Raw genomic sequence first — 23,374 nt, 5'->3', positions numbered from 1 at the left:
CTTCACCCCCGTTGAAACTCTGCTGTGCCTGGCCGCGAGTCTGATGGTGAACCATCGTCGCTACGGAGGATCCACGGCGCACCGTGCCGAGGAGCCTGTTCCGACCCTCGCCAAGCTATTCAAACGGCCCAACAGCAGCGTCCTGGCGAAGATGGCCAATCTTGATGGAAGCCGGAGCAATGGTGCTCGGCATGAGCTAGAAGTCGCCGTCCGACTTCTAGGTGGCCAGGTCGAGCTCGCCGCCGTCTACCGAATTATTGTGAGCTCTGCCCGTGACGTTGGCATTAACGCGGACGCCCTACCCGACTTCTTGCATCTGGAGCACGACGAGGCACCTCTGCTCCTACTTGGGCAGGATGAAATCGACAGCGCCGACTTGGCGGAGGCGATATGGCGGGAACAGCCAAACCTCGACGATAAACTCACCGAATCACTGCTGATTGCAGCAGCCCGAATCGGGCAGCACCGCTTCGCATGTGAGGTACTGAAAAACCATGGTCATCGCTGCGTGTTCTGTGGTCTCGCTGTGACTGTCGACGATCGGCGCGCTCCACGGATGCTCATCGCCTCTCATATCAAGCCGTGGCGAGAATGTGACTCCCGGGAACGCCTCGACGTCGCCAATGGCCTTACCGCGTGTCCAACGCACGACGTCGCGTTTGATACAGGCCTGCTCACGGCCAACGGGGAGTTGCGAATTCACATATACTCCGAACTGCAACGCGCAGCGGCAGGCGACCCGTCCGTGCATGCCGCTTTCGGCCGGCCGCCCTTGGGGGACCGCCTATTCTTACCGTCCGAAGCCGTACGCCCTGAGCGGGCATATCTCAACTGGCACCGCGATCATGTCTTTCGTGGAACTCTAATACGGCAGCCGCCATTCGTGAGGTGACCTCGGATCCCGCGGGAACGAGGACGGCCACCGCATGATCGTCTGTGCGTTGTGGACACAACATCAGACCTTGCGGTGGCCGAGAGCCACAGCGTAGAGCCTGCCCGATGGCTACGAACCATCGACCTGATCATCAATTCGTTCGCCGGCCGGTTCCGCCGGGTCGAGCCCCGCCGGGCGGCGGCCGGGTTCGTCACCGGGCTGCTCGCGGACCTGGAGATCAAGACTTGCTGGCAGGTCGCTGAGCAGGCCGGGCATGCCCGGCCGTATGCGATGCAACGGTTGCTCTACCGGGCGAAGTGGGACGCCGACGCAGTGCGTGACGACGTGCGGCAGGTCGTCGTCGACCGGCTCGGTGATCCTGACGGTGTCCTCGTGGTCGACGAGACCGGCGATCTGAAGAAGGGCGTGCACTCGGTCGGTGTCCAGCGTCAATACACCGGGACCGCTGGGCGGATCGAGAACGCGCAGGTCGGCGTGTTCTTGGCCTATACGAGCACGCACGGTCACGCCCTGATCGACCGGCGGATCTACCTGCCGAAGTCCTGGACCGACGACCGCCGGCGGTGTGAGCAGGCCGGGATCCCGGACGAGATCACGTTCGCCACCCGATCCGAGTTGGCTGACGGCATGATCACCGCCGCCGTGAGAGCCCTCGTTCCGACCCGGTGGGTCGCCGCGGACGAGGCCTACGGCAACAAAACCCGACTACGCGGTGAACTGCGCGGACTGCGTCTTCGGCTACGCCCTGGCGGTCTCCTGCGATCACCTCGTGCCGATCGACGGCGGTAAGACCCGCTGCCGTGCCGACCAGTTGGCCGAGAACTTACCGGCCGCGGCGTGGACTCGGCGCAGTGCCGGTAACGGGTAGAAAGGGCCACGCTTCTATGGCTGGGCCTGGCTGGTCGACGTCGGCGTCGGCAGTGACCGGGACAACGACGGCCGGCACAGTCTGCTGATCCGCCGCAACTTTACGACCGGCGAGCTGGCGTTCTACCGCTGCTGGGCGCCAGGGCCGGTCACGCTCGCCCAGCTGGTCCGCGTGGCCGGTATTCGCTGGATCGTGGAGGAGTCGTTTCAGGCCGGAAAGTGCCAGGTCGGGCTTGACCAGCACCAGGTCCGCCGCTGGACGTTCTGGCACCGGTTCACCACCCCCGCCCTGGCCGCCCTCGCAGTCCTTGCGATCTGCGCCGCCGACGCCCGCACCCCAGATCGCCGCGCTCAACCCGACATGATCGACCTCACCGTCAACGAGATCCGCCGCCTGATCAACGTTCTGCTGATCCGGCGGACTCGCAGCATCGCCTACCGTTTGCGCTGGTCACACTGGCGACGCCGACACCAGGCACGAGCCCATTACGCTCGCCGGCTCAGCCTCGACACTCAACCATGATCACGAATGGCGGCTGCCTTACTAACTCCCCTGTCCGCGGCCAGTCCGGTTGCAATTCGGTTAAGCACTGTCAGCATGTGCTTTTATGTACGCAGAAATGGACAGAACGGCACCGTTATGCCGCCCGATTTCACCCAATCCCGAAGAAGTTGATCAACGCTGTGACCAGGCGTGTGACCACAGCCAGTCAAGTGCTGCGCCTGACGTCAGATACATCGACGTCGCATCATTCATTTCAAGCAGAAAAACGCGACCAAATGCCTGTAATCGTTCCGGGCGTGCCGGCCAACGCCCAACAAGGTCATTTCACCTTATCGCGCTCGACCACTTGACGGCCCATCGCATTACAATTCGGTTAAGGAGTGCCAGGACATGTCGATACATACGCAGATACGGACAGAACAACACAGCCATGTCGCGAGGTTTCGTCCGATCTCGCAGAGGTTGATCTCCGCCGTGACCAGGCGTGTGACCACGGAAAATCAAGTGCGGCGCCTGCCACTTACTCGAAGGCCATTTATCGGCATGGACGAAGAGGCTCTGACTGCGCCCTGCGACTATCCGCAGCTCACACCAAGCCAGGCCTGCGCTAAATGACATTTAGCCAATAACCCCGGCGACGAAGTAGACCACTTGACAGCTCATGAGGGGTTTGCCCCTCCCCCTCAACCGACAGCGGAGTTCGGCATTTCGTACCCTACTGTCAATATCGATTATACTCCCAACCAATCCACCGAACGTTCCGCCGCCACCCCTTTCTCGGCGGTTCCGCAAGAGCGCCTACCGGAAGACGTCGGCAAAGGTGTACGCCAGGGCAAGCGCCTGCTGGTCACCGGCGGCAGCGAAGGTTTGCAGGAGGTGACGGAAAGCCTCGACTCCCTGGTTGTCGTCTAAGACGAGCGACCGTTGTTCGGTCAGCAGCCGCTGCAAGTAGCCGATCACGAGGGTGCCGGCGCTACTGTCTCGGGCGTAATTGTTCTTCGCTGGTATGGCGGCAGCAACCGCTTGCAATGCCCGGCCTTCGTCGACGATCGCGAGGAATATCATGGTCTCCACCGCGTAGTGGATCGCCTGCGGGTTATCCAGCTTGGCGCAGGTCGCCAGGATGGGAAAGGCGAGTTCGGCAAAGCCTGCCAGGTCGGCTGGTGAGGCTGGTTCGCGGCCTTGGGTGTGGTCGAACGCGCCGCTGGCGAAGTAGATCTGCTGGTTGATCTCGTGTGCGACTTGCGCCGCGCCGCGAAGTTCGGCGAGTTGCTCGGGTGTCAGGTCCGCTCCGGTGAGGTGTGCGGCGGGTTCGGTAGTCCAGCGTGTCAGGCATGCGTGCGCGGCGAGGCCGAGCAGTTTGAACGCTGTCTGCTGCTGATCTTTCCCGTGTGCGGCCAGGTAGTCGCGGCTGTGCCGGACGAATGCTTCGATGCCGGTTACATGCTGCGGCGCCTCTTGGCACCAGCGGTGGATGGTGCGTGCCGCGAACGGAGTCTGCGGTACGCATGCGAGATAGGTCAGCAATGTCATGTAGCTCGCGCTGAGGTCGTCGTTGACGTCGGCCAGGATGCCTGCGTCGGACTCGAGCAGCTGTTCGAGGGCTGTGTCGACCGCTGTGGCCCCGCCAGGTGCTGCCGCGCCCAGCCGGTCGACGAGATGGGCGCGTACTACCCGGTTCGTCTCGGTGAGCGCTCGCTGCCCGATCGTGGTGGCGAGGTCAGCTGCGGGGATGCCGGGGTGTAAGGCGGTGATCACGCGGGCCGCGTGCATACGCACGAGCGGGTTGGTGTCGTCCAAGGCTGCGGTGACGGCGGCGGTGATGTCGGGGCCGGCGGCGCTGTTGCGCCATTCGGGTCGTCGCAGGAGCACCCCGAGGCCGGTGATGGCGCTGTCGCGCATGCCGGGGCTCCAGACGATGCTCATGATTGCAGCTCTCCGGCGTGTGGGCTGGTTGCGGCAGCGGAGAGGACGGCCAGGACGCGTTGGCCAATCTCGGTGTCCGGCAGGATTTGCGGATCGTAGGCGAGGGTTTGCGCTGCCCGGACAAGCAGCAGGCTTAGCTCGTCCGGCAGCGGTGTCACGGTGGCCAGTTGGGTGTCGGCATCGGTGAACAGGCGGGGTAGCTGCGCCGCGGCGGCTGGCCGCTCTAATGGATTGGTGCTCGTGGCCGCGTTCAGGGTTTCCTCCAGGGCCGTGACCGCGGCTGCTGTGGCTTCGGATTCGAGGGCTGTGCCGCGTTCGGCCAGCCGGTCGCTGATCGACCATGTTCCGAGCGTTGCGGTCAGGCGGGGTCGAGGTGCGGGCGAAGGCGGCCCGTCGGGTCCGAGTTCGGCGAGGCGAGCGGTCAAGCTTGCCGAGGTGATCAAGTTGGGGCGCAGGCAGCCGATCAGGGCGTCTTTGACCTGCTGGGGTAGCTCGTTGGCGTCGGCCAGGGCGTGGGCTTTTAGGACTGCGGTCTCGAGTCGGTCGGCCAGGGCTAGGTCGTGTTCGGCGAGTGCGCCCAGCAGTGCGGCAGCGGTCGTGTGAGTGTCTGGGTGAACCAGCAACGCGCCGGAGTCGAGAGCGGGTAGTAGAGCTCGAGCTAGGTTGGCGGTGCTGTCGTTGGGGGGCATCAACGCCTCCCATGCGGAGGTGTTGTGCAGCCGCTCAACCAACACGGCGACCGCCGGTTGCACAGCTTCGGGACCGGCGGCAGCTAGGGCTGAAGACAATGCGGCTGCGGTGGTCGCGCCGACATCATGGCGGGTCAGGGTGATGTCGGTGCCCCAGCTGAGCCACCCACGGATGCCGGGCATGGTTAGCGGCCAGGAGTCGTGGTCCGAGTCGCGGGTGCCGTCGTCCAGCAGCAGGCAGAAAATCTCGGCGCTCAGCGGTAGGTCGGCGGTGCAGAGCGCGGGAAATGATTGGCCCAGCCGGAAGATGCTGAACGCGGCTTGGTCGCGGCGGGATTCGTTGAGCGTCAGCAGTGGTCCACCGATGAGCGCTACTTGCTGGTCGCGAGTCTCCTCGAATGACACGACCGTGATGGCGATGCGCCGTGCCAGGGCGCGATCGGTTGGGGCGATGGGGGCTATGCAGGCGGCCAGCCAGTTCAGTACGGTGCCGCCCCAGATCCGCAGCGCGTGCGGGTCGTCGAGGACGGCGGCGACGGCGGCGCGCACTTCCGCGCTCTGGCTGATCGTGTGGGGCAGCTGGCGCGATATGAAGCCAGCCAGATGTTCGTGTTGTTGCGGGTCGGCGCGGCAAGCGTCCAGCAGCGATGCGATTGCTTGCCCTCGTTGGTGCGCGCCGGGTTGTCCGGCAATCATCGGGGTGCGGTCCTGCAGTGCGCTGATCAGGTTGGCTGCCAGGCCGGCATCGTGATCGGATGCGCTCGCGTTTGTGGCGAGATGGGCTGCGAGCATGGATAGTGGCTCGGTCGCTGAGACCGCGTCGGTCAGTATTGCCGTCGAGCGCAGCGCGCTGACGAGGTGTCCGGTGAAGTCTTGTCGCGCTGATGTGCCGGCGTGGTTGTCGGCCCGGTCCGGTGGCGGGCCGAGCGGGGCGAGGTCGTCGGGTGCCTCGATCAGATGTAGTAGGCGGGCGGCGAAGGCTAGCGAGGCCAGCACGTGCGCTGATCCGGCGAGTTGTAGGCATAGTGGCCAGAAGTCGCCGGTGTGACGGCGTGCCCACAATAGTTCCACCAGCATTTCGAAGCTGGGCCGCACGACCAGTGGCAGGGATGGATCCGCGTCGAGTAGTCGTAGGAGGTGGGTCGGTTCGACGGGGTCGTCGAGCACGTAGAGCGCGGCTGCGTAGTCGAAGAGGATGTTGTGGGCGAAGGCTAGGACGCGGCGGCTCGCGGTGTGTGTACCGCCGTCGGTCGACAGCACGTTCGCGCTGAGCATGGCTTGTATGGCGCTGCTGTCGGCGGCGGTGATGGCGGGTTCGGCCTCGACGATTCGTAGCCTGCGGTGGGTGACCATATGGTGGCTGATTCGGGCGAGCAGTGCCTCGCGGGCGGTGCTGTCGGTGTCGCGCACCCGCCACGCCCAGAGGGCCGATATCAGGTCGACGCGGCTTCGCGCTGCTCGTAGTTGCGCGGGCTGGTCGGCGGACAGGTGTTCGGCCAGTTGGGCGGCGATCGCCAGGTTGAATGGGTTGCGCAGCAGGGTGTGTAGTTCGGCGGGTGCGTCGGCGAGCAGCGAAGACAGCGGTAGTGGGGTGACGGCGGCGGCTAGTTCGTCATCGGTCAGATCGCCGACCAGTAGGTGTCGCACACCGGTGAGCCGTGGATCGCCGGCTGCCGGTGTAGCCGAGACGGGCGTTCCGGCAAATGCGGTTTTCAGCTGCTGGTTGTTGCGGGCGTCGAACGTGCGCACTGTTGCGGCTATCTGCCAGCGCGAGCCGTATAGGGCGGTCACTACGGAACCCAGTACATCTCTGTCTTCTGCCCCGCGCAGTGCGTCGACGCCGTCGATCAACAGCAGGGCTGCCGGTCCGGTCCAGTCGCTCAGCACGACGGACAACGGCGCGGTCAGGACGATCCGGTTGACACCGACGATGTCGGCGGCCCGCAACACGACCGCGTCTTGCGTTGTGGAACGGAGCGTGGCGAATTCCTGGGCCGCGGCCGATTTGCCGGCGCCGGCGTCCCCGACGATCAGGATGTCGTCATAGCCGGCGGCCGCGAGCTGGGTGCCGATGCCTCGGGGGATGTGGATGCCGCCCGCTACTGGCAGGACCGACTCCGCTCGCATAGTTCGCAGGTTCATTGCGGAGACCTCGCGCAGTGTGGCGATGTCTTCAGCGAATCTGGCCAGCGGTGCAAGAGCGATCTCGCGTCTCGACAGCGCGACGCCGAGCGCTGCCCGGTCGCGCCAGCCGCGCGCTATCGCGGTGGCCTGGCCTTCGGCGACCAGCACCGGCCACGCGGCGCGGGCCTTGGCATTGCTTTGTACAACCGTCGACAGCGCGGCGATCGCGCTTGTCTGATCCGGCCGGCCTTCGTCCGCGTCGATCGTAAGAACTCGCAGTGCCCGCAGGAAGCGGCGCAGTTGTTCATCGTCCGGGTCAGGCTCCCCCGCAGCGCTCCAGAAGCGGCGAATGTGGGCTAAGGCGATAGCGAGGGCTTTGCGCTGTGGCTGGGTTAGTTCGTGGCCCAGCGCAGTTCCGGGCGGCTGGGAGCCGGTACGTGTCAGCGCCACGGCGAGATCCACCCGTACCGTGGCCGGGGCGGCCGCATCGGTGCACAACACCACCATGTCCCGCTCAGGGTCCAGCGGCCGCGCAGCGGCGCCGGCCGCTGGTAGCCGACCCCGCAGATATTGTCCGACCGCCTGCTCCAGTGCCTCCGCTAGCGGTCCGGTGAGCGACTTGCCAAGCGATAGCCTGCCCTTGGCCTGGAACAGCACGAAGTTGCCGACATCGGTGCGAGCTGCGACATCATCTACTGGCTGTCCTGTCTGTGCCCCTACCTGGACGACAACGCCAGCTACAGCGTCGGGCATCAACATCGTTCGTTCCGCGGCCAGCGCAGCCGCCACCCACGCGAATACCTGGTTCTGCAGCTCTACGCCGAACGCTCCACCGGCGCCGCCCGCAGACGCTGCCGATGTCACCCGACGACGGCGTTGGCCCGCGGAGGTCGAGTTCCCAGCAGGCGCCTGGCGCCTGGCCCTAGGCACGAAATTTGCCCCTCCCCGAGTTCGCTGCCTCACCTCCGAGAACCGCCTCCGAACGGACCGGAAGACACTAGGCAGAACCGCTGCTGAGGATACGCGCTGCGGCCTTACCCATCCTTGTGGACTCACCGAGGGCATTCGCCGCGCAACCCGCATGCGCCCTGTTTCAATGGCTATCTAATACTCACTGGTGACCCTTCGGAGTGAAGACCGCGGCCTCATTCGAGTGACATGCCGCGACGGCCGGGTGGCCAGTAGGGGCGGCTCAGGTCGGCCGCCTCATCCAGAACTCGTCTCCATTGAGCCCCACGACACCCGCAAGGTCTGGCCTGATGATCAGGCGAGGGAGCAAGCCGTATTGGCTGAGTCCTCCTCTGGCCGTATGTGATGTGGTTGCTGTGCAAGACGGGGTGGTGCTCAGCTACGTGGCAGGGCCGGATCCTGGTGCGCGCGGAGTGACCGCCGGCGTACATCCTTTCGTGAGCTGGGGCCCCTCCCCGAAACCGCTACATGTGGCGACGTCGGTCTCTCGTGACCACCCGATCGGGCGGTATGAGCGCTCCGCACGGGATGTCAGCATGGCCCGCATGCGCTCCAAGCTGACTGCCTGCGCCCTGGCTGTTCTTGCCGTCACCGGGTGCACCAGCGAATCCGGGCAGACGCCACCCGCCGCGACCAAGGCACCGATCCCGACGAAGCCGATCGATCAGGAGGCCATGGAGCAGGCTTTGGCAGACGCGGGCATTCCGCCGAAACCGGATGCCGTTACCAGCTCGAAGTACCTCGCCGCTCTGAAGCGGATCAATCCAGAGCTCGTCGAGGACCGTGACCCGGCGTCGTTGATCGATCGGGGCCGCGACCAATGTAACTCGATCAAGAGCTTCCCCGATGACGAGGCGAAGTGGTTGTGGTGGACGAACCAGCGGTTCACCTCCCCCGAGCATCCGGAAGGCTTCGGAGACGCCACCGCCGCCAAGATTCTCGACGTCGTACGGACCCACATCTGTCCCACCTACTGATTGCGCGGATGATGTTCGCCCCGGGCTCGGATGACGGTCGGCGTACTGCGAAGCAGCGCCGCGTCCCGTGGCTCGATAGGCATGGGGCTCGCGTCAGCGGCGATTGAACAGAAGTCATAGTGGGCTAAACGACCTGACCGGAACTGCATCTAGGAGGGCCGCGGACGTGGATCTGCTGGATCGAGTTCACCAAGCCATGCGGCAGCGGCACAAGGTGCACCCGGGCACCTTCGAGGAGTGCGCGGTTGCGCTACTGCAGGTGCAGATTCCGGAGCTGGTTGGTGTCGGTGGCGGCCACGACTTCGGACGCGATGGCGACATCTATTTCGCGCTCGATGCCGAACGACGCGGCCGCCTCACGGTCACTATCGGTGACGTGGTTGCGAACGTGCGCCGCAGCCTCATGCGGATGAAAGACAATGACATTCGCGTCGATGTGCTGGTGGTCGCGAGTCTCCAGCCGGTCAACGGCCTCACGCGTCAGGCGCTCGATAAGCTCTGCGACGAGTGCGGCGTCGTAAGGCCGTTCGTGTACGACGGCGACTGGTTCGCGCTACGGCTGGTAGGGAATCCGCTGTGGCGTAAACGGCTGCTCGGTGTTGCTGGTGAACTCAGTGCACTGCTCGACTCGCCGCTGCAGGAGCTGGCTGTCCCGGAGCTTGTTGGGCGAGACCTTGAGCTGGAGGCGTTAAGGGCGTTGGCCGCAGCCGGCGCCGATGTCGTTGTCACCGGGCCCGCCGGCGTCGGCAAGACCCGGCTACTCACCGCGGTGCATCCTCGATTGAAATTTCTTCAGCCGGCGCGCACTAGCGTCGACGTGGTGGATGCGCTGGTGCAGGAACGGCCGACGGCTGTAGTCGTGGACGACGCGCACGCGCATATCGATGATCTCGTCACGCTGCGGGCGGCGCGGCGTCAGGAACGTCTGTCGTTCTCGATCATTGCGGCTACCTGGCCGAGCAAGCGGCATGAGCTCGACCGGCCGCTGCCGGATGCGGCCGATCTCATGGTGGATCCGCTGCCGAGGCCGGTTATCGACGACATCGTCAGGTCGTTGGATATCACCGGGTACACGGCGCGTTCGGTCGTGCTCGATCAGGCCGGTGGCCGCCCTGGATGGGCGGTGCTGCTGTGCCGGCTGCTTGCCGATGGCAAGGGTGACACGGTCGTCAACGGTGCGGCGCTGATGGACAACGTTGAGCGGATTCTGCTCCAGGCGGCCGAATCCCGGTTGTCTCTGGATGTGCTGGCCTGCGTCGCCGTGCTCGGCCGTACTGACATCGAGCTTCTCGAGCAGGCAGCCGAAGTGATTGACATGCCGCGCGGCGAGACACGGGAATTGGTGGAACGCCTTGCCCGCAACGGTTTGCTGGACGAGGCCGGTGACGGTTGGCAACTCTTGCCCGCGTTGCGGGCCCCGCTGGTGGCCCAATGGTTCTTTTCCGAGCATCCCCGACTGCGGTGGCATCGCGTTCAGCAGTCCTTCGCCGAGCACGGCTGGCGCCTTGGCCGGGCCGCGATCGATGCGGCCTTGGTCGCCGGTGCGCCCGCGGCTCGCCAAGAGGCGCAGGCCTACATCGAGGCGTTGCCGCATCCCCGGGATTGGTCGCCGGCGGTCGTGGATTCGGTGGCGGCGTACGGCCGTCTCGACGAACAGGCGGCCGAGGTCGTCGTCGACTTCGCTGAACAGCTGCTGGCCGAGCCAGGCGACATGCCGGAGATCCGCGGCATCGTCGTCGACTCCGGCCGTGGCCACGCCGTCGATCTGCTGGCGGGGGTCGCGCGGGGCTGGTTGCTACCGCAAGCCGTCGTAAGTCTGCTTGATCTGGCCGTCAATGACAACCGCCCCTGGCACAGCACGCCGCGGCATCCGCTGAAGATCTTGCAGGAGCTCGCGACGCAGTTGCATCCTGACTTCGGGCCGAGTGTGGAGGTCCGTGAGCGGCTGCTTGGTGCGACGCTGCGCTGGCTGGGTGATCGTCCGCAAGCCCCGCAATGGTCGACAGCGGCGGAGCTGATCGCCTCTGACTTCTCCGTAACCGCGGGCAATGCATGGCAGGACCCGGGTCGGCCCGGCACGTTACAAGTCGTGGACAGTGTGCTGTCCGCGGAACATCTGGAGGAACTGGCCGCTCTGTGGTCGCATGTAGTCGCTGCTGTACGTCGTGACGATCAGTGCCCTCCGCACGCGCTTCTGCTGCTGTTGGAATTGGTAGCGGGGTGGCTGCGCCTCGGTGAAGGGTTCGCTGTCGGCCCTGCGGGAACCCGTATTAACGACGAGCAACGGCATGTCGCTCTGCACGCAGGTCAGGCGATGCTGGAGTCGTTGCGCGATCGGTGGCAGGGAGTACCGGGGCTGGCGCTACGCGCGAACCGGTTGCTGCAGACCATGTGGCAGCGCACGGCAACTCGCCCCGATCGGCCGGCTCTGTTCGACGTTGATGCCGACCTCGTGGCGTTGATCGGCGACGCGACACCATCCTTGTCCGGTGATCTGAGTGCCTTCCATTTAACTCGTTCCCACGCTGTGAAGAATTTGGCGATCCGTCTCGCCATGCTGGGGCCGCAGGATGGATGTGCCCGGTTTACCGCGCTCGCCGTCCAAGCCCGTCTCGCTGTGCACGACGGGTTCGGCTTGGAACATGACTCCACCGATCTGCTGGCGCAGCTGATGCGACCGCATCTGATCAGCGTAAGTCGGTGGGTATCGGCTGCTGTTAGCCAGGGCTGCCCTGGGCTGCTGTCCGCTGCGATACATCGATGCCTCGACGATAGCGAGCCGCTGCCAGACACTGTGCTGGCCGACATACTGGGCGACGAAGGGCTACGCCATGCCGCGCTGACGGCAGCGCTGGCGAGCACCGCACTGACAGAGCCGGGGAGAACAATTCTCGACCAACTGGGCCCCGACGACTCCTGGCTGATGATGACCCTCGCGACCTCGCCAGACACCTGCGACGACGTCCGACATCATCTACTCACTCACCATGACCCGGCGGTAGCCGGCCGCACAGCGCTCGCGTTCGATATCGGCCAAGGCGAGCAGCATCACAGTGAACGACAGCAGGGTCCGCTGCTACCGGAGCATTGGCGGTCGCACTGGCGCCACGCTTTCGGGCGACTGCGCAGCGCCCACCTGAGCGACGAGAGCCACACCTACCGCGTAGCCGAAATCCTTACGTATCTCGCCTGCCATGACCCCGATCTGGCTGAACGGTGGTTTCACAACCGCTTGGACGACGCCGGCACGTCGCGTGTGCCCGACAGCGCACCCGCCTCCTTCGAGAGTGCAATTCGTCGGCTTCCACTCGCGCAACGCACCCGTCTTGCCCGCCGATGCGGCGGACGCCGTTGGGCCGGACAAAGCTGGCTGACCTACCTCGTCGGCTCTGACCCCGACGTGGCCCGAGGCCTACTCGACGACGGCGCCCTGTCAGCCGACGATCTCCTGCGAGCCCTGCATGGCCAGCGCGACGAGACGGTCGGACACCTCGGCCCGCTACTGCTCGCATCCGGGACCGAACCCGAAGCTATCGCAACGGCAATCATCATCCACCGACCGATAACGTTGAGCTCAGCGGTCAAACAGCATCGCGAGCTGCGTGACTTCTTCACACAGCTCGGCGCCACGGTGCCGAAGCTGCAGCAGGTCGCAGATCTTGGACGCCGTGAGCAGCAGGCCCTTCTCGACCAAGCGGAGGCCGACCAACGACACCAGCGTCGGCACGGCTGGTGATCAGCCCTTCCCTGTGCATGCTTACAAGTCAGGCCATGCCGCTCGAGGATGATGTGATGCCCCAACCAGTTCCACTCGGCAATCCGGAGGAGCAGACAGCGCTCGTCTACTTCACGCTCGGGCAGAAGGATTGGGTCGGCGCAATTCCGGCGCTGACCTGGCTGACCCAGCTGGAACTGCCGGAGTCGATGCTGCACAGTCTGCGGACCGAGATCGAGTCGATCCTCGGCCAGCCCACCCCCAGCTACAGTTACCATGAGGTCCGCAGCAGGACAAGCTGGGGCGCTGACAGCGGCGAAATCGTCCATGCCGTTCTGTTCGTTGCTTCTGCGGCAGTCACCGGCGTCATCGGCAACGCCATGTACGACCTGCTCAAACGCTTCGCGTCCTCCGCCCGGGGATCGCAGCGGCTGCCTATGACCGAACAGGAGGTTGTCGCCCGAGCCTCGTGGGTCTTAGTCTCGCATTTCGCCGTAGACGTCGAGAGCCTCAATCAGGTGCCCTCCCAAGAGGAGGATCTCCACCTGGTCAGTGTGAGCGACAACCGCTTAGCGGGCAGCTGGACAGTGACCTTCTGCGACGGTAACGGCTCGACCTATGTCGTCGACCTCGGCGTCGATGATTTACCGATGGTCAACCGGATCGGCTGGAGCGTAACGGACGCAAAAAGCGCCGGCAACGGGTGACCTTCCGCGTGCTGACATGGCGACGAGGACTGTGCGGTCGGCGATGCTGTTCGCGCATCGATGTCGGTCTTCGGTCGTTCCCGCAGAGCTGTAACAGGCTAGGCCTTAAGGCCGAGTGCCCTACAAGGTGGCCGTGTCATCGATCGTCGGCGCGGGGCGCGCTGCGGGGATAAGAATGTCAGAGATGCGCCCGTTATGGTGGTCGTGCAGGTATTCCATCGCTTGGTCGACGGTGGGGTCGTGGGCGAACTTTTCGGTGAAGTAGGTCAGACGTTCCTTGCAGTCGTCGATGACCTGCGACCACGATCGCAGCCAGACTCGAGCCGTGCCGGTTTTGGACTGGAACAGTTCGATGCAACCGGGTGGCCGGTCGGGTGTGTGGGTCTTGGCCCGGGCGAAGTCGCTCATCTTCGTGGTAATCAACCAGAAGTCCCAGTCGACCCGGACATCGGCGAACTGCTCGTCGTAGAGGACGGCGAGAGCGTAGTCCTGAATCTGGTTGATCTCCTTGTGGCCGACGATGACATCGGGCGCCTTGAGTTCGACGACAAGGTGCTGGTGGCGATCGTGATCCTTACGAGCCCGCGAGAGCATCAGGTCAACGATGCCGGTGCGGTTGTCGAGCCGGCGCACTGGGGCGGGGTTGCGGATCTGCCGGTTGAGGTGCTGCAGGTGCCGATCGAGGACGGTGTCCAGCGAGCGGTCGCTGACGAGTAGGTTGAATCGCTCGCCGAAGATCCAGACCTCGTTCTCAAGAATTCTGTGGAGCTGGCTGCGTTCCTTGACCAGCTTGCGGACCTCAGGGTGGAACACCATGTGCTCGAGCGCCGCGAGGAAGGTCAGCCGGTCCGACACGCCGGTGGAGGCTTTGATCACCGCGGCGAGGCTGGTGCGGTCGAGCAGGGTCTTCAGATTCGCCTTCTCGTCGCCGGTGAGCCGGAACAGTTCGTCGAGCAGTTCGTGCATGGCTTGTTTTCGTAGCCGCGCTTCGATCGGAACTGGGTCGGCGTCCCAGAACGACACGGCGCCGGGGCTACCGGCTGGCGGGTTCGTGTCCCCGGGCAGGTGCCTGGCAGCGAACAGGCCGGTCGCGGCGCACCACAGCCGCCATGCGGCGTCATCGTCGGCAGCCGATTCCAGGCGTGCCGCCAGGTCGAGCAGTTCAGCGCGCCGGGAGACATGGCCGCCGACTGCGGCCAGGGTTCGCTGTCCGCGCAGCAGCGGACCGATCGTGTCGCGCATCTGCCGGCGTAGTTTGCGTGCCTGGCAGTCCGGGCCGTCGAACCAGCGCTGCAACGTCTGCAGGGTGTGCTGGTGGGTGTCGACCAGGGCGTCGATCGCTGGGTCGTCGGCGTTCGCGCCGAGGGTATGCACGGCGACGCGACGCCACACTTGCGTCGAGAGCTGGGCGAGTTTCCCGGCGCGGGCGGTGATCGTTTCGGAGTGGGTGTCGATGCCGGCGCCCCACATGTCGACGTAGCGGCGCAGCGTCTCCTGCACAGTGGTGATCTTTTCTGGTGTCGGCGGTCCTGCCAGAGCTCCGGCGAGGCGGGCCTGCCAGCTGGCAGCGGCTTTCACCATCGACTGGTGCGTTGTCGCGATCACCGACCACGCGGCTGCGGCTGCGGCCGGGTCGGTCCGGGCGCACTCGTGCAGCAGATTCAGGTTCGCAGTCAGGATGCCGGGGGCGAGAGTAGCGGCGGCCTCGGCCGCGGTGTCATCGCCGAGGGAGGTGATCGCCCGGTGCAGCTGGGCGACGGTCTCGGTCAGCTGGTACCGGTCACGGTCGAGAACGAACTCGGCATCGCGGACGGCTTTGTCCTGGAAGGTGTAGACGACACCCCAGCGTTCGAGGCGGGTCATCCGTTCCTTGAGCCGAAAGCCGGGGTCATCGAGAAGAGCCGGGTCGGCGCCGAGGTCCTGTAGGCGCCGGCGCAGTAGTCCGGGCAGCTCGCTGGCGGCGACACCGGTCAGCGTGTGTTCCTGTTCGGCAAGCAACACATCCACAATCAGCCGATACTGCGCCGCGAACCGGCTAGTCAGGTAGCTGGCCTCCAGCAGGCCGCCGGGCAGGCCGGCGAGCTGCCACAGATCGAGGCCGTCAACGCGACTTTCGTCGTCATCAACCTCGGAACTGTCCGGCCGCACCCGCGTTCCCTTCCCGTCTGCATCCTGAGCGCGCGCTCGTGCCCGCGATGCGCGGGCCGGGCGAGCTGCCGCTTGGCGGGCATGGGAGCTGGTTGCGGTAGTTCAGAGTTGGCGAGTTCGTCCGGGTAGCGACCCCCGCCATGATCAAATGGTGGCGTTGCGCAGTCACGGGACTACTGAACATCACTAACTTGCTCATGCGGGGAAACTGTCAGGTCCTTGACACTTAGATTCGAATCGGCCGCTCCCCCGACCTGCGGCGCAGTCTCCAAAGCGTCGGCGAGACCTGTTGGCGCTGATTTGCATTCCGGCGAACCGATGTGGATGGTGCCGTAGGTAACGTGCCGGACCGAACCGTGATCGCTGAGGTATAGATGTCGAGGTCCCGTATTCCCGCTGGCAGTTGGGGTCCTATCCGCGTCGCCGAGCAGGGGCCAGGTCGATGGCGGGCGTGGGCGACGTTCCGGGACACCGACGATGTGTCTCGGGTGGTGCAGGCGTACGAGAGCAGCCGTGAGCGGGCGGAGATCCGGCTGATCGCGAAGCTGGGTGACCGCGCGCAGCATGAGCTGACCGCGGCGACGCGGGTGAGCAGCCTGGCTGATCTGTGGCTCGAGGAGGTCCGGCTGGAGGGACGGATCTTGGCGCAGACGGTGGACCGCTACACCGGGTGTCTGCGGCAGACGGTGCTGCCCGCGTTCGGCGACCTTCGCGTCCATGAGCTGACTGTGGGCCGGCTGGACCGTTTTCTGAAGACCCTCGCTGTGGCGAAGCCGTCGCAGGCGCGTAACGCCAAGGTCGTGCTGAAGCAGATGCTGTCGTTGGCGGTGCGGCATGGTGCGCTGGCGGCCAACCCCGTTCGTGAGGTCGGGCGTCTGCCCCGGCCACGCCGCCCGATCACCGCGCTCACACGTGAGGAACTCGGCATCATCCGGGAAGCCATCTTGGCACGGCAGTATCGACGCTCCACTGGGCCGAAGTGGAACAACAACTTGGCCGATATCGTCGAGTTGCTGATTGCTACCGGTGCCCGTATCGGTGAGGTGCTGGCGTTGCGCTGGCAGGACATCGACCTCGATGACGACCGGCCGACCGCGACGATCTGCGGGACCATCATCTTCGTCAAGGGTCAGGGCTTCTCCCGGCAGCATCGGACGAAGACCGACGCCGGTTTCCGCACGGTTGTCCTGCCGGGTTTCGTGGTCGACGTGTTGTGGCGGCGCTTCAACGACCGCGAGCACCCGGCACGAGGGCGCCCGAGCATCGACGCGGTCTTCACGAGCCGTAACAACACCTGGCTCTCGCCGTACAACGTCGGCCGGCAATGGCGCGAGGTACGCAAGCAGGCAGGACTCGATTGGGTGACGCCGCATAGCTTCCGCAAGACCGTGGCCACCGCCTTGGGCGATGCCGGAAAGGCCGAGGAGGCGTCGCGTCAGCTCGGGCACGCCAGCGAAGAGGTGACCAGGGCCTATTACATCGCCAAGCCAAGCCTCGCTCCGGACGTCACGGAGGTGCTAAACAGTCTCGGTCCACGCCACGCTTTCGGGTAGCGCCGCGGGTAAGACATCGGACGGGTTCTCCTCTGGAGGGCTCGGTAGCCCGGTCCCGGTCAGAGTCGAGGTCGGGGTCGGGGTCGGGGTCTGCACGTTGCCGGATGTCGCGGTCAAGATACGGCTCGGGCTGGGGCTACCGATGGCCGGCACAAGCCTGACCCGTACCCGACTGGAGGGCTATCCCGGTAGGTAGCCGTCGTGGCGTAAGGATTCCAGCATTGCAGTGTCGCCGTCGCGTGCCCGGGACTTATCGTCATAGAAATTGCTCATGGGATGGTCGTACCAGCTCATGGGTAGCAAGCTGCCGGAGGCAGTTCTGATCGCTGAACGCCGGTTGTCCACCGACAGCGCCGTGGCCGCGTCCACTGCCGCCGAGAGTCCGGCGGAGCGCAGGGTAATTGCGATGGCGGCGCCCGCGGGGTCCAGTCTGTCGAGCAGGAAGCGAGCTGGGGTCTGGTTCGTGAGGGTTGTCAGCGTGCACAGTGCAGCGCCGACCAGGTGTGTGAGCAGGGCAGGGTCTACTGCGATAGCTCTGGTATGGCGTTCTATGCAGGTCTCGCACCCGGCGTATCGGGCAGCGATGAGGTCCAGCAACGGGCGAAGGTCCATGTCGGCCCTGGTTCCGTCGGGTTCGCGTCCCTGGTAGTCGACGGCGTAGAGCGCCATCATGGACAGGCCGGTGCCGGCGGGTCGCGGATGGCGTGGTTCGTCGGCCGACGTTGGTCCTGCGCAGGGGCGGGCTGGCACTCGGCTGGCGCGGACCTCGTCGAGAATGTCGTCGAATGAGGCGTCACCGGATCCACTCATACGGTCACCATATCGACGCCGTCTGTCTATTGGCGGCCGTGGATGCATCCGCAGCGGCACGAAGGGCCGCGGGTGTTGGAAGGAGTGGCCACACGCGCCCCGGCTTGGGATGCGTTCATGCGGTCGCCGGCGCGGTTATCGGCGGAAGGGGCGTCGGCCGTCTCGTGGTGTCGCGTTCTGGAAGGGTTTGAACCATGCCTCGGGTCGGTAGTCGCCGATCCGGAAGCGCTGGTTCTCTTCCGATTCCGGGTCTTCGATGCCGTCCAGCTGCTTGTTGAACAGGTGCAGGATGTCCTCGTCTTGCAGCAGCACGTCGACGGCGAGGTCCCAGTCGTAGTCGTCGTCGTGCTCGGGTAGCAGGGCGAGTTCCTCCGGGGGAATGCCCCAGCCGTCTGCGGCGGCTGCTTGCGCGGAGCTCAGCATCAGGTGCATGGACATCTCCTCGGCCGGGCAGGTCGCCAGCGGAAGGTGACCGCCGGCCAGGTCCCCGGCCAGGTCGTCGAACGCGCGGGCGGCTTGGCGCCGCCACACTGCGTCCTGGCTCCAGGTAATCGGCGGGTAGTCGGCGAAGGCCATCCACATGGTGTCCTTCTCCGAGACCGGGGTGTCACCGAACTGCTCGACGTCGGTGTAGGCGTGATCGGAGTGCAGCTGGGCCATCGACCACAGCATCACTGCCGATCGGGGCGTCATTTGGAAGCCGGTGCAGGCGTCGCAGTTATCGGTCCCGCACCGGCAGACGGGAAACAACGTGGCGAAGTCCGGCAGCGTCGACGCATCGGAGCTGTGATCGTTCAGGCCGCTGCTGTCGCCTTCGCTGACCGTCACGGTCGAGCCCGTCACCTCGGCGCCTACTCCGCGCTCGACGACTGCGTCCGGGTCGATGATCCAGTTCACGGCCGTCAGAAGATCGTCTTGTGCAGCGGCGAGCTCGTCCGACCGGACATCCTCAGGGCTCCGGTCGCCGTCGGCGCCGAAGGTTGTGGCCGTGACTTTGCCGAGCGCGGCCTTACGCACTGCGGCCTCGTCGGTGACCTCGACTGTCACCTCGGCGGAAACCGTGAACCGACGCCGCTTCTTGTCCATGACGGCAGGATAGACAGCTGGCGGCTGCCGGACGAGGCCTGGTTTGTGCCGTCGCGGCGCCGCGGAGTGTCGCAGGCGCTGGCAGGTGGCTGAACGGATTCGCCAGCTGGGGATCGGCCGGTCAGATTCACTCTTGCGGGGTCACCAGCTCTCCCTGTGCGCGTCGGCAGCGACGCGGCCAGCATCAACTCGGGAGCGCCGCGTGCCAGGCTGCATCGCGGGATCTTCGTCGGTCGATGACGGGTGGGGAATGCTGTAGAACGAGCGTCATGGATGATCTGGAAGCCGCGCACCGCTCCGAGCTCAAGCGATTCGGTATGCCGCCGCGATTCGATATACGCATGTTTCCCCTACTGGGCGAAGAGCGCTCGTACTCAAGCGTGCTGCTGCGGGCGGTGACGTCACAGCAGCGCGAGGTCGTGGAGCAGGTCGGCATGCAGTTCCGGCGCGAACTGCGCTTCGACAGCGCACCGTTCGATCCGGACGACCCAGATTCCGAAGGCGTCTTGATCATGTCGAAGAGGTTCGCCGCGACGTTCCCAATCGTTGCCGGCGCGGCGGGCCTCGAGTCCGAGAACGGCGGCTGGGTGCTGAAGTGGATTTGGCTGCACCCCTACGAGCGCGGCAGCCTCTACATCGATGAGGTTTGGACCGAGCTGGAGGGACGATACGGTGCCTTCTTCGTGGAGGGCCCCTACTCCCCCGCGATGGGCTCCTTCTTCCGACGGCGAGGCGTCACAGACTCGCGCTTCGATCCGAAACAGGTCAAGTAGCCACCGGCCGCCGCCGCTGCGGCTAGCTGACCGATTCTCCGGTGACCTATCGGTGTGGGACCAGGCGAAGCACCGGTCGGCACCGCACACTCGCTAGGCCATCCTAGGAACCTCGACTGAACTCCCTCTACCCTCTCCGCCGAGATCCAGCCAGCCGAAGAACAATGACCGCCAAGGTGCGTCCGCTCCAGGATGAGGCGCCTACTCACGTGACCGTGGGACCCGTCGAGCCGCCTTCCGCCCCGGCGCTGACATTCACACCCTGGGTATCCGGCTCCACGCCAGCGCAGCAGTCCCGCGCTCCCCCGCATCCCTTCGAGGCACCCGCAACCATCGGCTGAGCGGACGGCGTCGAGGACAATAAGGACAGTCATCCGGCGTCGTCCCGCCGACCGGGCTGCGGGCAAACGATGTCCAACCTCCGCTTGGAATGCTCGCTTCCTGCAGTATCACCCTACCGGAATAATGGTCTGCACTGATCTTCCCGCAGTGCCAACCTAGATTTAGAACCACCGGAATAATTCATGGGGAGATCAGCATGACTGACGAAAGAATCACGCAACAGCGCGACGAGCTACTGACCATCGGAGAGGTCTCCGCGACGCTCAAGGTGCCAGTTTCAACACTACGTAGATGGAGATCCGCAGGCTTCGGCCCCGAGGGGTTTCTGCTCGGCAAACACCTACGCTTCCGTCGATCCGTAGTCGATCGCTTCGTCGCGGACCGGGAGGCAGCAAACCAATAACCTGCCGGATAAACTTTACCCGCCTGCTCCTCAAATAGACGGAAAGTGGCGATTCATCCGCCCTCCGCTTACGCAGAGCAACGACTTCTGGCAGCGATCGCCTTCTACAGCAACCGTGCTCGGTCGCGCTCCGCGCGAACCCGCACCGCCTCGGCGAAAGCAATGCCGACCTCGACGAATCGGCCTGCGGACGTTTCCTCCTGCCTGTTTGGGTCGAGGTCGTCAAAGTTGGCCGGCCGGTCGATGTGAAGGTCATAGGCGGCCCGGCAAGCGTCGATTCCGTCCAGCGCGGCCTCCAGCAGGTTCAGCGCCGGGCGCTTCGGGTCGAGCGGGCTAAGCGTCACTTCGACGTCGTCGAGGTCAACGCCATGTATAGATTCGTTGACGGCATAGTCGACCTGTTCCTGGATAGCCCGGACGCTCAATGCGGAGCTGCCGGCGAATTGGAGCGCTCGCGAGACCAGCAGCGTCGCGACAGCCTGCGGCGTGTTACCTGAATCCACCAACCGGACCACCGAGAGCAGCAAAGCCGCCGAGGTTCTTTGGCTATCGTCCGCGGTCATGACGGCGTCCTCGGACGTCTTGCCCGAGACCTCGGACAAGACATCTACAGCGGCCTTGAACCAATGCACAGCAGCTGCGGCAGCTGCCGTCGGGTCCAAGTCCGCAAGCTCACGAGAGCCGCTGGAACCAAGAAGCCCGCTTCCCCACACATCGCCAAAGACCTGCTCACGGAACCGAACGTCGGCCTCTCGTAGGTGCGGTGCAAGGACGAACGCGCGGCTGATCAGCGTGGCTTGAGCCGCTCGGCCGGAGAACAGGCCCCGGTCGGCGCGTTCTACAGCAGCCGTCTCCTCCTCGACCTCCCGGATGATCAGCTCCTGCAGCTCGGCGTCGTCCAACGACGACATCGCCTCAGCCACACGGTCGGCGAGCGACACGGTGTAGCGGTCTTCAGGCGCCGAGAGCTGCACCGCCGTCAGGGTTCCGGCCGAGCTTGGCCGGATGGCACCGCCGGTTCTCACCAGCAGGTTACCGAGACGCCGTTTCCGCCCGCGGGCCGCGCCGTCACCCAGTTCGAGGCCCGACCGGGCGTACGCCCGCCACAACCCTTCCGACAAGCTCGTCAGAGCCTCAGCCAACGCATGGCAATCCTCAATCGAATACACGGACGGAAGATCCAGGACCACCGCCGCGAGGCGTTCCGTACGGCTCTCCCACGTCCGCAGCAATCCGCGCTGCTGGACGTCTACGGCGTAGCGCGTCACAAGCGGTCCTCCCCCTTGGTTATCGCGACACCAAGTGCCGTGAGCAGTCCTTCGACCGCCACGACGTATCGCTTGCCGACCCGCAGGACTGGTACCGGGAACTTGTCCTCGCGGACGAGTGCATACGCGGTTGTGCGTCCGATTCCCAGGACCGAAGCCGCAGTCTCGACATCGGTCGCCACACCCAGATCACGCACTTTCGCCACCGTCCACACGTGCTTGGTCATTCGCCTCTCCCCCAGCCTGAATTCTGCGGTACGGCTACCGCCACCAGCTGCCGCTACGTGCCGATTCCGGGCCACTGATGCCGACCCCTTCAAGACCAGCACATCCCAGGGGGCCGTCACAGCTGTCTCCAGCTGTCCAGCATTGACCGCGCGACCGCGCACGACGGCCGAGGCGAAGGGGAGGCGGACGCCACCAGGGCGCCCGCCTCCCCACCCGGATCACACCGCGTCCTCCAAAGCGGAGTCCATCAGCTCGGCCGCCTTCCGCTCACTCTCCGGAAGGACGTGGGTGTAGACCTCCCGCGTCGTGCGGGCGTCGGCGTGACCGAGCCGCTTCTGCATCACGTGCTCGGGCACCCCGGCATCCGCGCCCGCCGTCGCGGAGGTGTGCCGGGCGTCGTGCAGCACGATCTGCGGAACCCCGGCCGCGATACAGGCCTCTTCCCACTGGTCGGTGTAGTAACGCGGGTAGTACGGCTCCCCGTCCTCGCGCGGGAACACGTAGCCGTAGTCGTGATAGAGAATCCCGGCAGCGGCCTTCTCCTCGTCCTGACGAGCCTTGTGCTCGCGCAGCACTTTCACCATCGCCGGGCCGATCGCGATAGTGCGGCGGCTCTTGCCTTTCGGGGACTTCTCCAGGACCTTGTTGCCGCAGATCGTGCGCTGCAGGTGGATGTAGACCAGCCCACGCTCCAGGTCGACCTTGGACCATTTCAGGCCGGCGATCTCACCTCGGCGGGTTCCGGCCACCACCGCGAGCGCCCACGCCCCATACATGCGGGAATCGCGGTGGTGCTTGAGGAACCTCTTGGACTCCTGGGGCGTCCAGACGCCTTTACGGCCGAAGTCCTCCCGATCGGCCGGGCGCGGCTGGCGCACCCCGTCGAGGTTGATGCCGAGATCCCGGAACGCTTTCATGATGACCCGGTGCACGGTGCGCACGGTGGTCGGCGACAGCGGCTTCTTACGGTTACCGCCCTCGCGCAGCAGCGTCTTGTACATGTCGTGGATGACGCGTTTGTCGATGCTGTAGAGCTGCCGACCGCCGATGTGCGGGATGACGTACATGCGGAACAGGTTGCGGTAGTTGTCCTGCGTCGTTTCCTCGACGTCGAGTTCGCGCTCGGACAACCAGCCCTGAAGCTCGGCGGCGACGCTGCCGTCGACGTTGATGCTGGCTTCGCCGTAGGCGTGGCGGGCTTCGGTTTCCGCTGTTTCCGCAATGGTTTTGGTGGGGAACCCTCGTCGCTTGTACTGGCGTCGCTTGCCGTCGTCTCCGACGGGCAGGTCGATGACGAAGAACCAGAGGGTCTTGTTGTTCGAGAGCTGGTACGAGCCGACGGTCATGGGGGCCTCCGTGGTCACAGAGCTTGGCTGACCTCATCCACGG

Annotated in this window: 15 protein-coding genes and 1 pseudogene; 8 read left to right on the top strand and 8 right to left on the bottom strand. The window is 65.2% G+C overall.

Going from position 1 to position 23,374, the window contains the following annotated elements; translation table 11 throughout:
* Nucleotides 1-43: 43 nt before the first annotated feature.
* Nucleotides 44-892, top strand: coding sequence for an HNH endonuclease (locus ACIA6A_RS37370; protein WP_396102797.1), 849 nt, complete (start codon nucleotides 44-46; stop codon nucleotides 890-892).
* A 132-nt stretch (nucleotides 893-1,024) separates the two neighbouring features.
* Nucleotides 1,025-2,285: pseudogene (locus ACIA6A_RS37365) on the top strand (IS701 family transposase).
* A 780-nt stretch (nucleotides 2,286-3,065) separates the two neighbouring features.
* On the opposite strand, the gene ACIA6A_RS37360 reads toward ACIA6A_RS37365, so the two are convergent.
* Together ACIA6A_RS37360 and ACIA6A_RS37355 are read right to left on the bottom strand one after the other, a co-directional pair.
* Entirely contained in the window at nucleotides 3,066-4,193 is a 1,128-nt protein-coding gene (locus tag ACIA6A_RS37360; protein ID WP_396102796.1) for a hypothetical protein, read from the bottom strand.
* Nucleotides 4,190-7,870 carry a hypothetical protein gene (locus ACIA6A_RS37355; protein ID WP_396102795.1) on the bottom strand — a complete coding sequence of 1,227 codons (3,681 nt, stop codon included), beginning with the start codon at nucleotides 7,868-7,870 and terminating at the stop codon, nucleotides 4,190-4,192. Before ACIA6A_RS37355 ends, ACIA6A_RS37360 begins: the two co-directional genes overlap by 4 nt.
* Before the next feature lie 650 nt (nucleotides 7,871-8,520).
* On the opposite strand from ACIA6A_RS37355, the gene ACIA6A_RS37350 reads away from it, so the two are divergent.
* The 3 genes from ACIA6A_RS37350 to ACIA6A_RS37340 all read left to right on the top strand — a co-directional run bounded on the left by ACIA6A_RS37350 (nucleotide 8,521) and on the right by ACIA6A_RS37340 (nucleotide 13,374).
* Nucleotides 8,521-8,952, top strand: coding sequence for a hypothetical protein (locus ACIA6A_RS37350; protein WP_396102794.1), 432 nt, complete (start codon nucleotides 8,521-8,523; stop codon nucleotides 8,950-8,952).
* Nucleotides 8,953-9,118: 166 nt separating this feature from the next.
* Nucleotides 9,119-12,688, top strand: a complete 3,570-nt coding sequence (locus ACIA6A_RS37345) for a hypothetical protein (RefSeq protein WP_396102793.1) — start codon at nucleotides 9,119-9,121, stop codon at nucleotides 12,686-12,688.
* Between the two features lie 35 nt (nucleotides 12,689-12,723).
* Entirely contained in the window at nucleotides 12,724-13,374 is a 651-nt protein-coding gene (locus ACIA6A_RS37340; RefSeq protein ID WP_396102792.1) for a hypothetical protein, read from the top strand.
* A 120-nt stretch (nucleotides 13,375-13,494) separates the two neighbouring features.
* On the opposite strand, the gene ACIA6A_RS37335 is transcribed toward ACIA6A_RS37340, so the two are convergent.
* Entirely contained in the window at nucleotides 13,495-15,522 is a 2,028-nt protein-coding gene (locus ACIA6A_RS37335; protein ID WP_396102791.1) for a DUF2397 domain-containing protein, read from the bottom strand.
* Nucleotides 15,523-16,010: 488 nt separating this feature from the next.
* Here ACIA6A_RS37335 and ACIA6A_RS37330 point away from each other — a divergent pair, with 488 nt between their 5' ends.
* On the top strand, nucleotides 16,011-17,075 hold the full coding sequence (locus tag ACIA6A_RS37330) for a tyrosine-type recombinase/integrase (RefSeq protein WP_396102790.1): 1,065 nt from the start codon (nucleotides 16,011-16,013) through the stop codon (nucleotides 17,073-17,075).
* A gap of 180 nt (nucleotides 17,076-17,255) precedes the next feature.
* Here the strand turns inward: ACIA6A_RS37330 and ACIA6A_RS37325 are convergent, their stop codons facing one another.
* Together ACIA6A_RS37325 and ACIA6A_RS37320 are read right to left on the bottom strand one after the other, a co-directional pair.
* Complete coding sequence (locus ACIA6A_RS37325) at nucleotides 17,256-17,885, bottom strand: hypothetical protein (RefSeq protein WP_396102789.1); 630 nt, start codon at nucleotides 17,883-17,885, stop codon at nucleotides 17,256-17,258.
* A 135-nt stretch (nucleotides 17,886-18,020) separates the two neighbouring features.
* Entirely contained in the window at nucleotides 18,021-18,971 is a 951-nt protein-coding gene (locus ACIA6A_RS37320; protein ID WP_396102788.1) for a hypothetical protein, read from the bottom strand.
* 269 nt (nucleotides 18,972-19,240) lie between these two features.
* On the opposite strand from ACIA6A_RS37320, the gene ACIA6A_RS37315 reads away from it, so the two are divergent.
* Both ACIA6A_RS37315 and ACIA6A_RS37310 read left to right on the top strand, forming a co-directional pair.
* A complete protein-coding gene (locus ACIA6A_RS37315) occupies nucleotides 19,241-19,744 on the top strand; it encodes a hypothetical protein (RefSeq protein WP_396102787.1) in 504 nt (167 codons plus the stop codon).
* A 538-nt stretch (nucleotides 19,745-20,282) separates the two neighbouring features.
* On the top strand, nucleotides 20,283-20,489 hold the full coding sequence (locus ACIA6A_RS37310; protein WP_396102786.1) for a helix-turn-helix transcriptional regulator: 207 nt from the start codon (nucleotides 20,283-20,285) through the stop codon (nucleotides 20,487-20,489).
* Nucleotides 20,490-20,593: 104 nt separating this feature from the next.
* On the opposite strand, the gene ACIA6A_RS37305 is transcribed toward ACIA6A_RS37310, so the two are convergent.
* The 3 genes from ACIA6A_RS37305 to ACIA6A_RS37295 all read right to left on the bottom strand — a co-directional run bounded on the left by ACIA6A_RS37305 (nucleotide 20,594) and on the right by ACIA6A_RS37295 (nucleotide 23,331).
* Nucleotides 20,594-21,757, bottom strand: a complete 1,164-nt coding sequence (locus ACIA6A_RS37305) for a hypothetical protein (protein WP_396102785.1) — start codon at nucleotides 21,755-21,757, stop codon at nucleotides 20,594-20,596.
* The gene (locus tag ACIA6A_RS37300) at nucleotides 21,754-21,984 is read right to left on the bottom strand and encodes a helix-turn-helix transcriptional regulator (protein ID WP_396102784.1); all 231 of its coding nucleotides are present in this window, start codon (nucleotides 21,982-21,984) and stop codon (nucleotides 21,754-21,756) included. The genes ACIA6A_RS37305 and ACIA6A_RS37300 overlap by 4 nt, the downstream gene beginning before the upstream one ends.
* 219 nt (nucleotides 21,985-22,203) lie before the next feature.
* Nucleotides 22,204-23,331, bottom strand: coding sequence for a tyrosine-type recombinase/integrase (locus ACIA6A_RS37295; RefSeq protein WP_396102783.1), 1,128 nt, complete (start codon nucleotides 23,329-23,331; stop codon nucleotides 22,204-22,206).
* Nucleotides 23,332-23,374 lie beyond the last annotated feature (43 nt).

This window comes from Actinoplanes sp. NPDC051494 (assembly GCF_044454705.1).
GTDB lineage: Bacteria > Actinomycetota > Actinomycetes > Mycobacteriales > Micromonosporaceae > Actinoplanes.
This window is presented reverse-complemented; position numbering and strand designations above follow the sequence as displayed.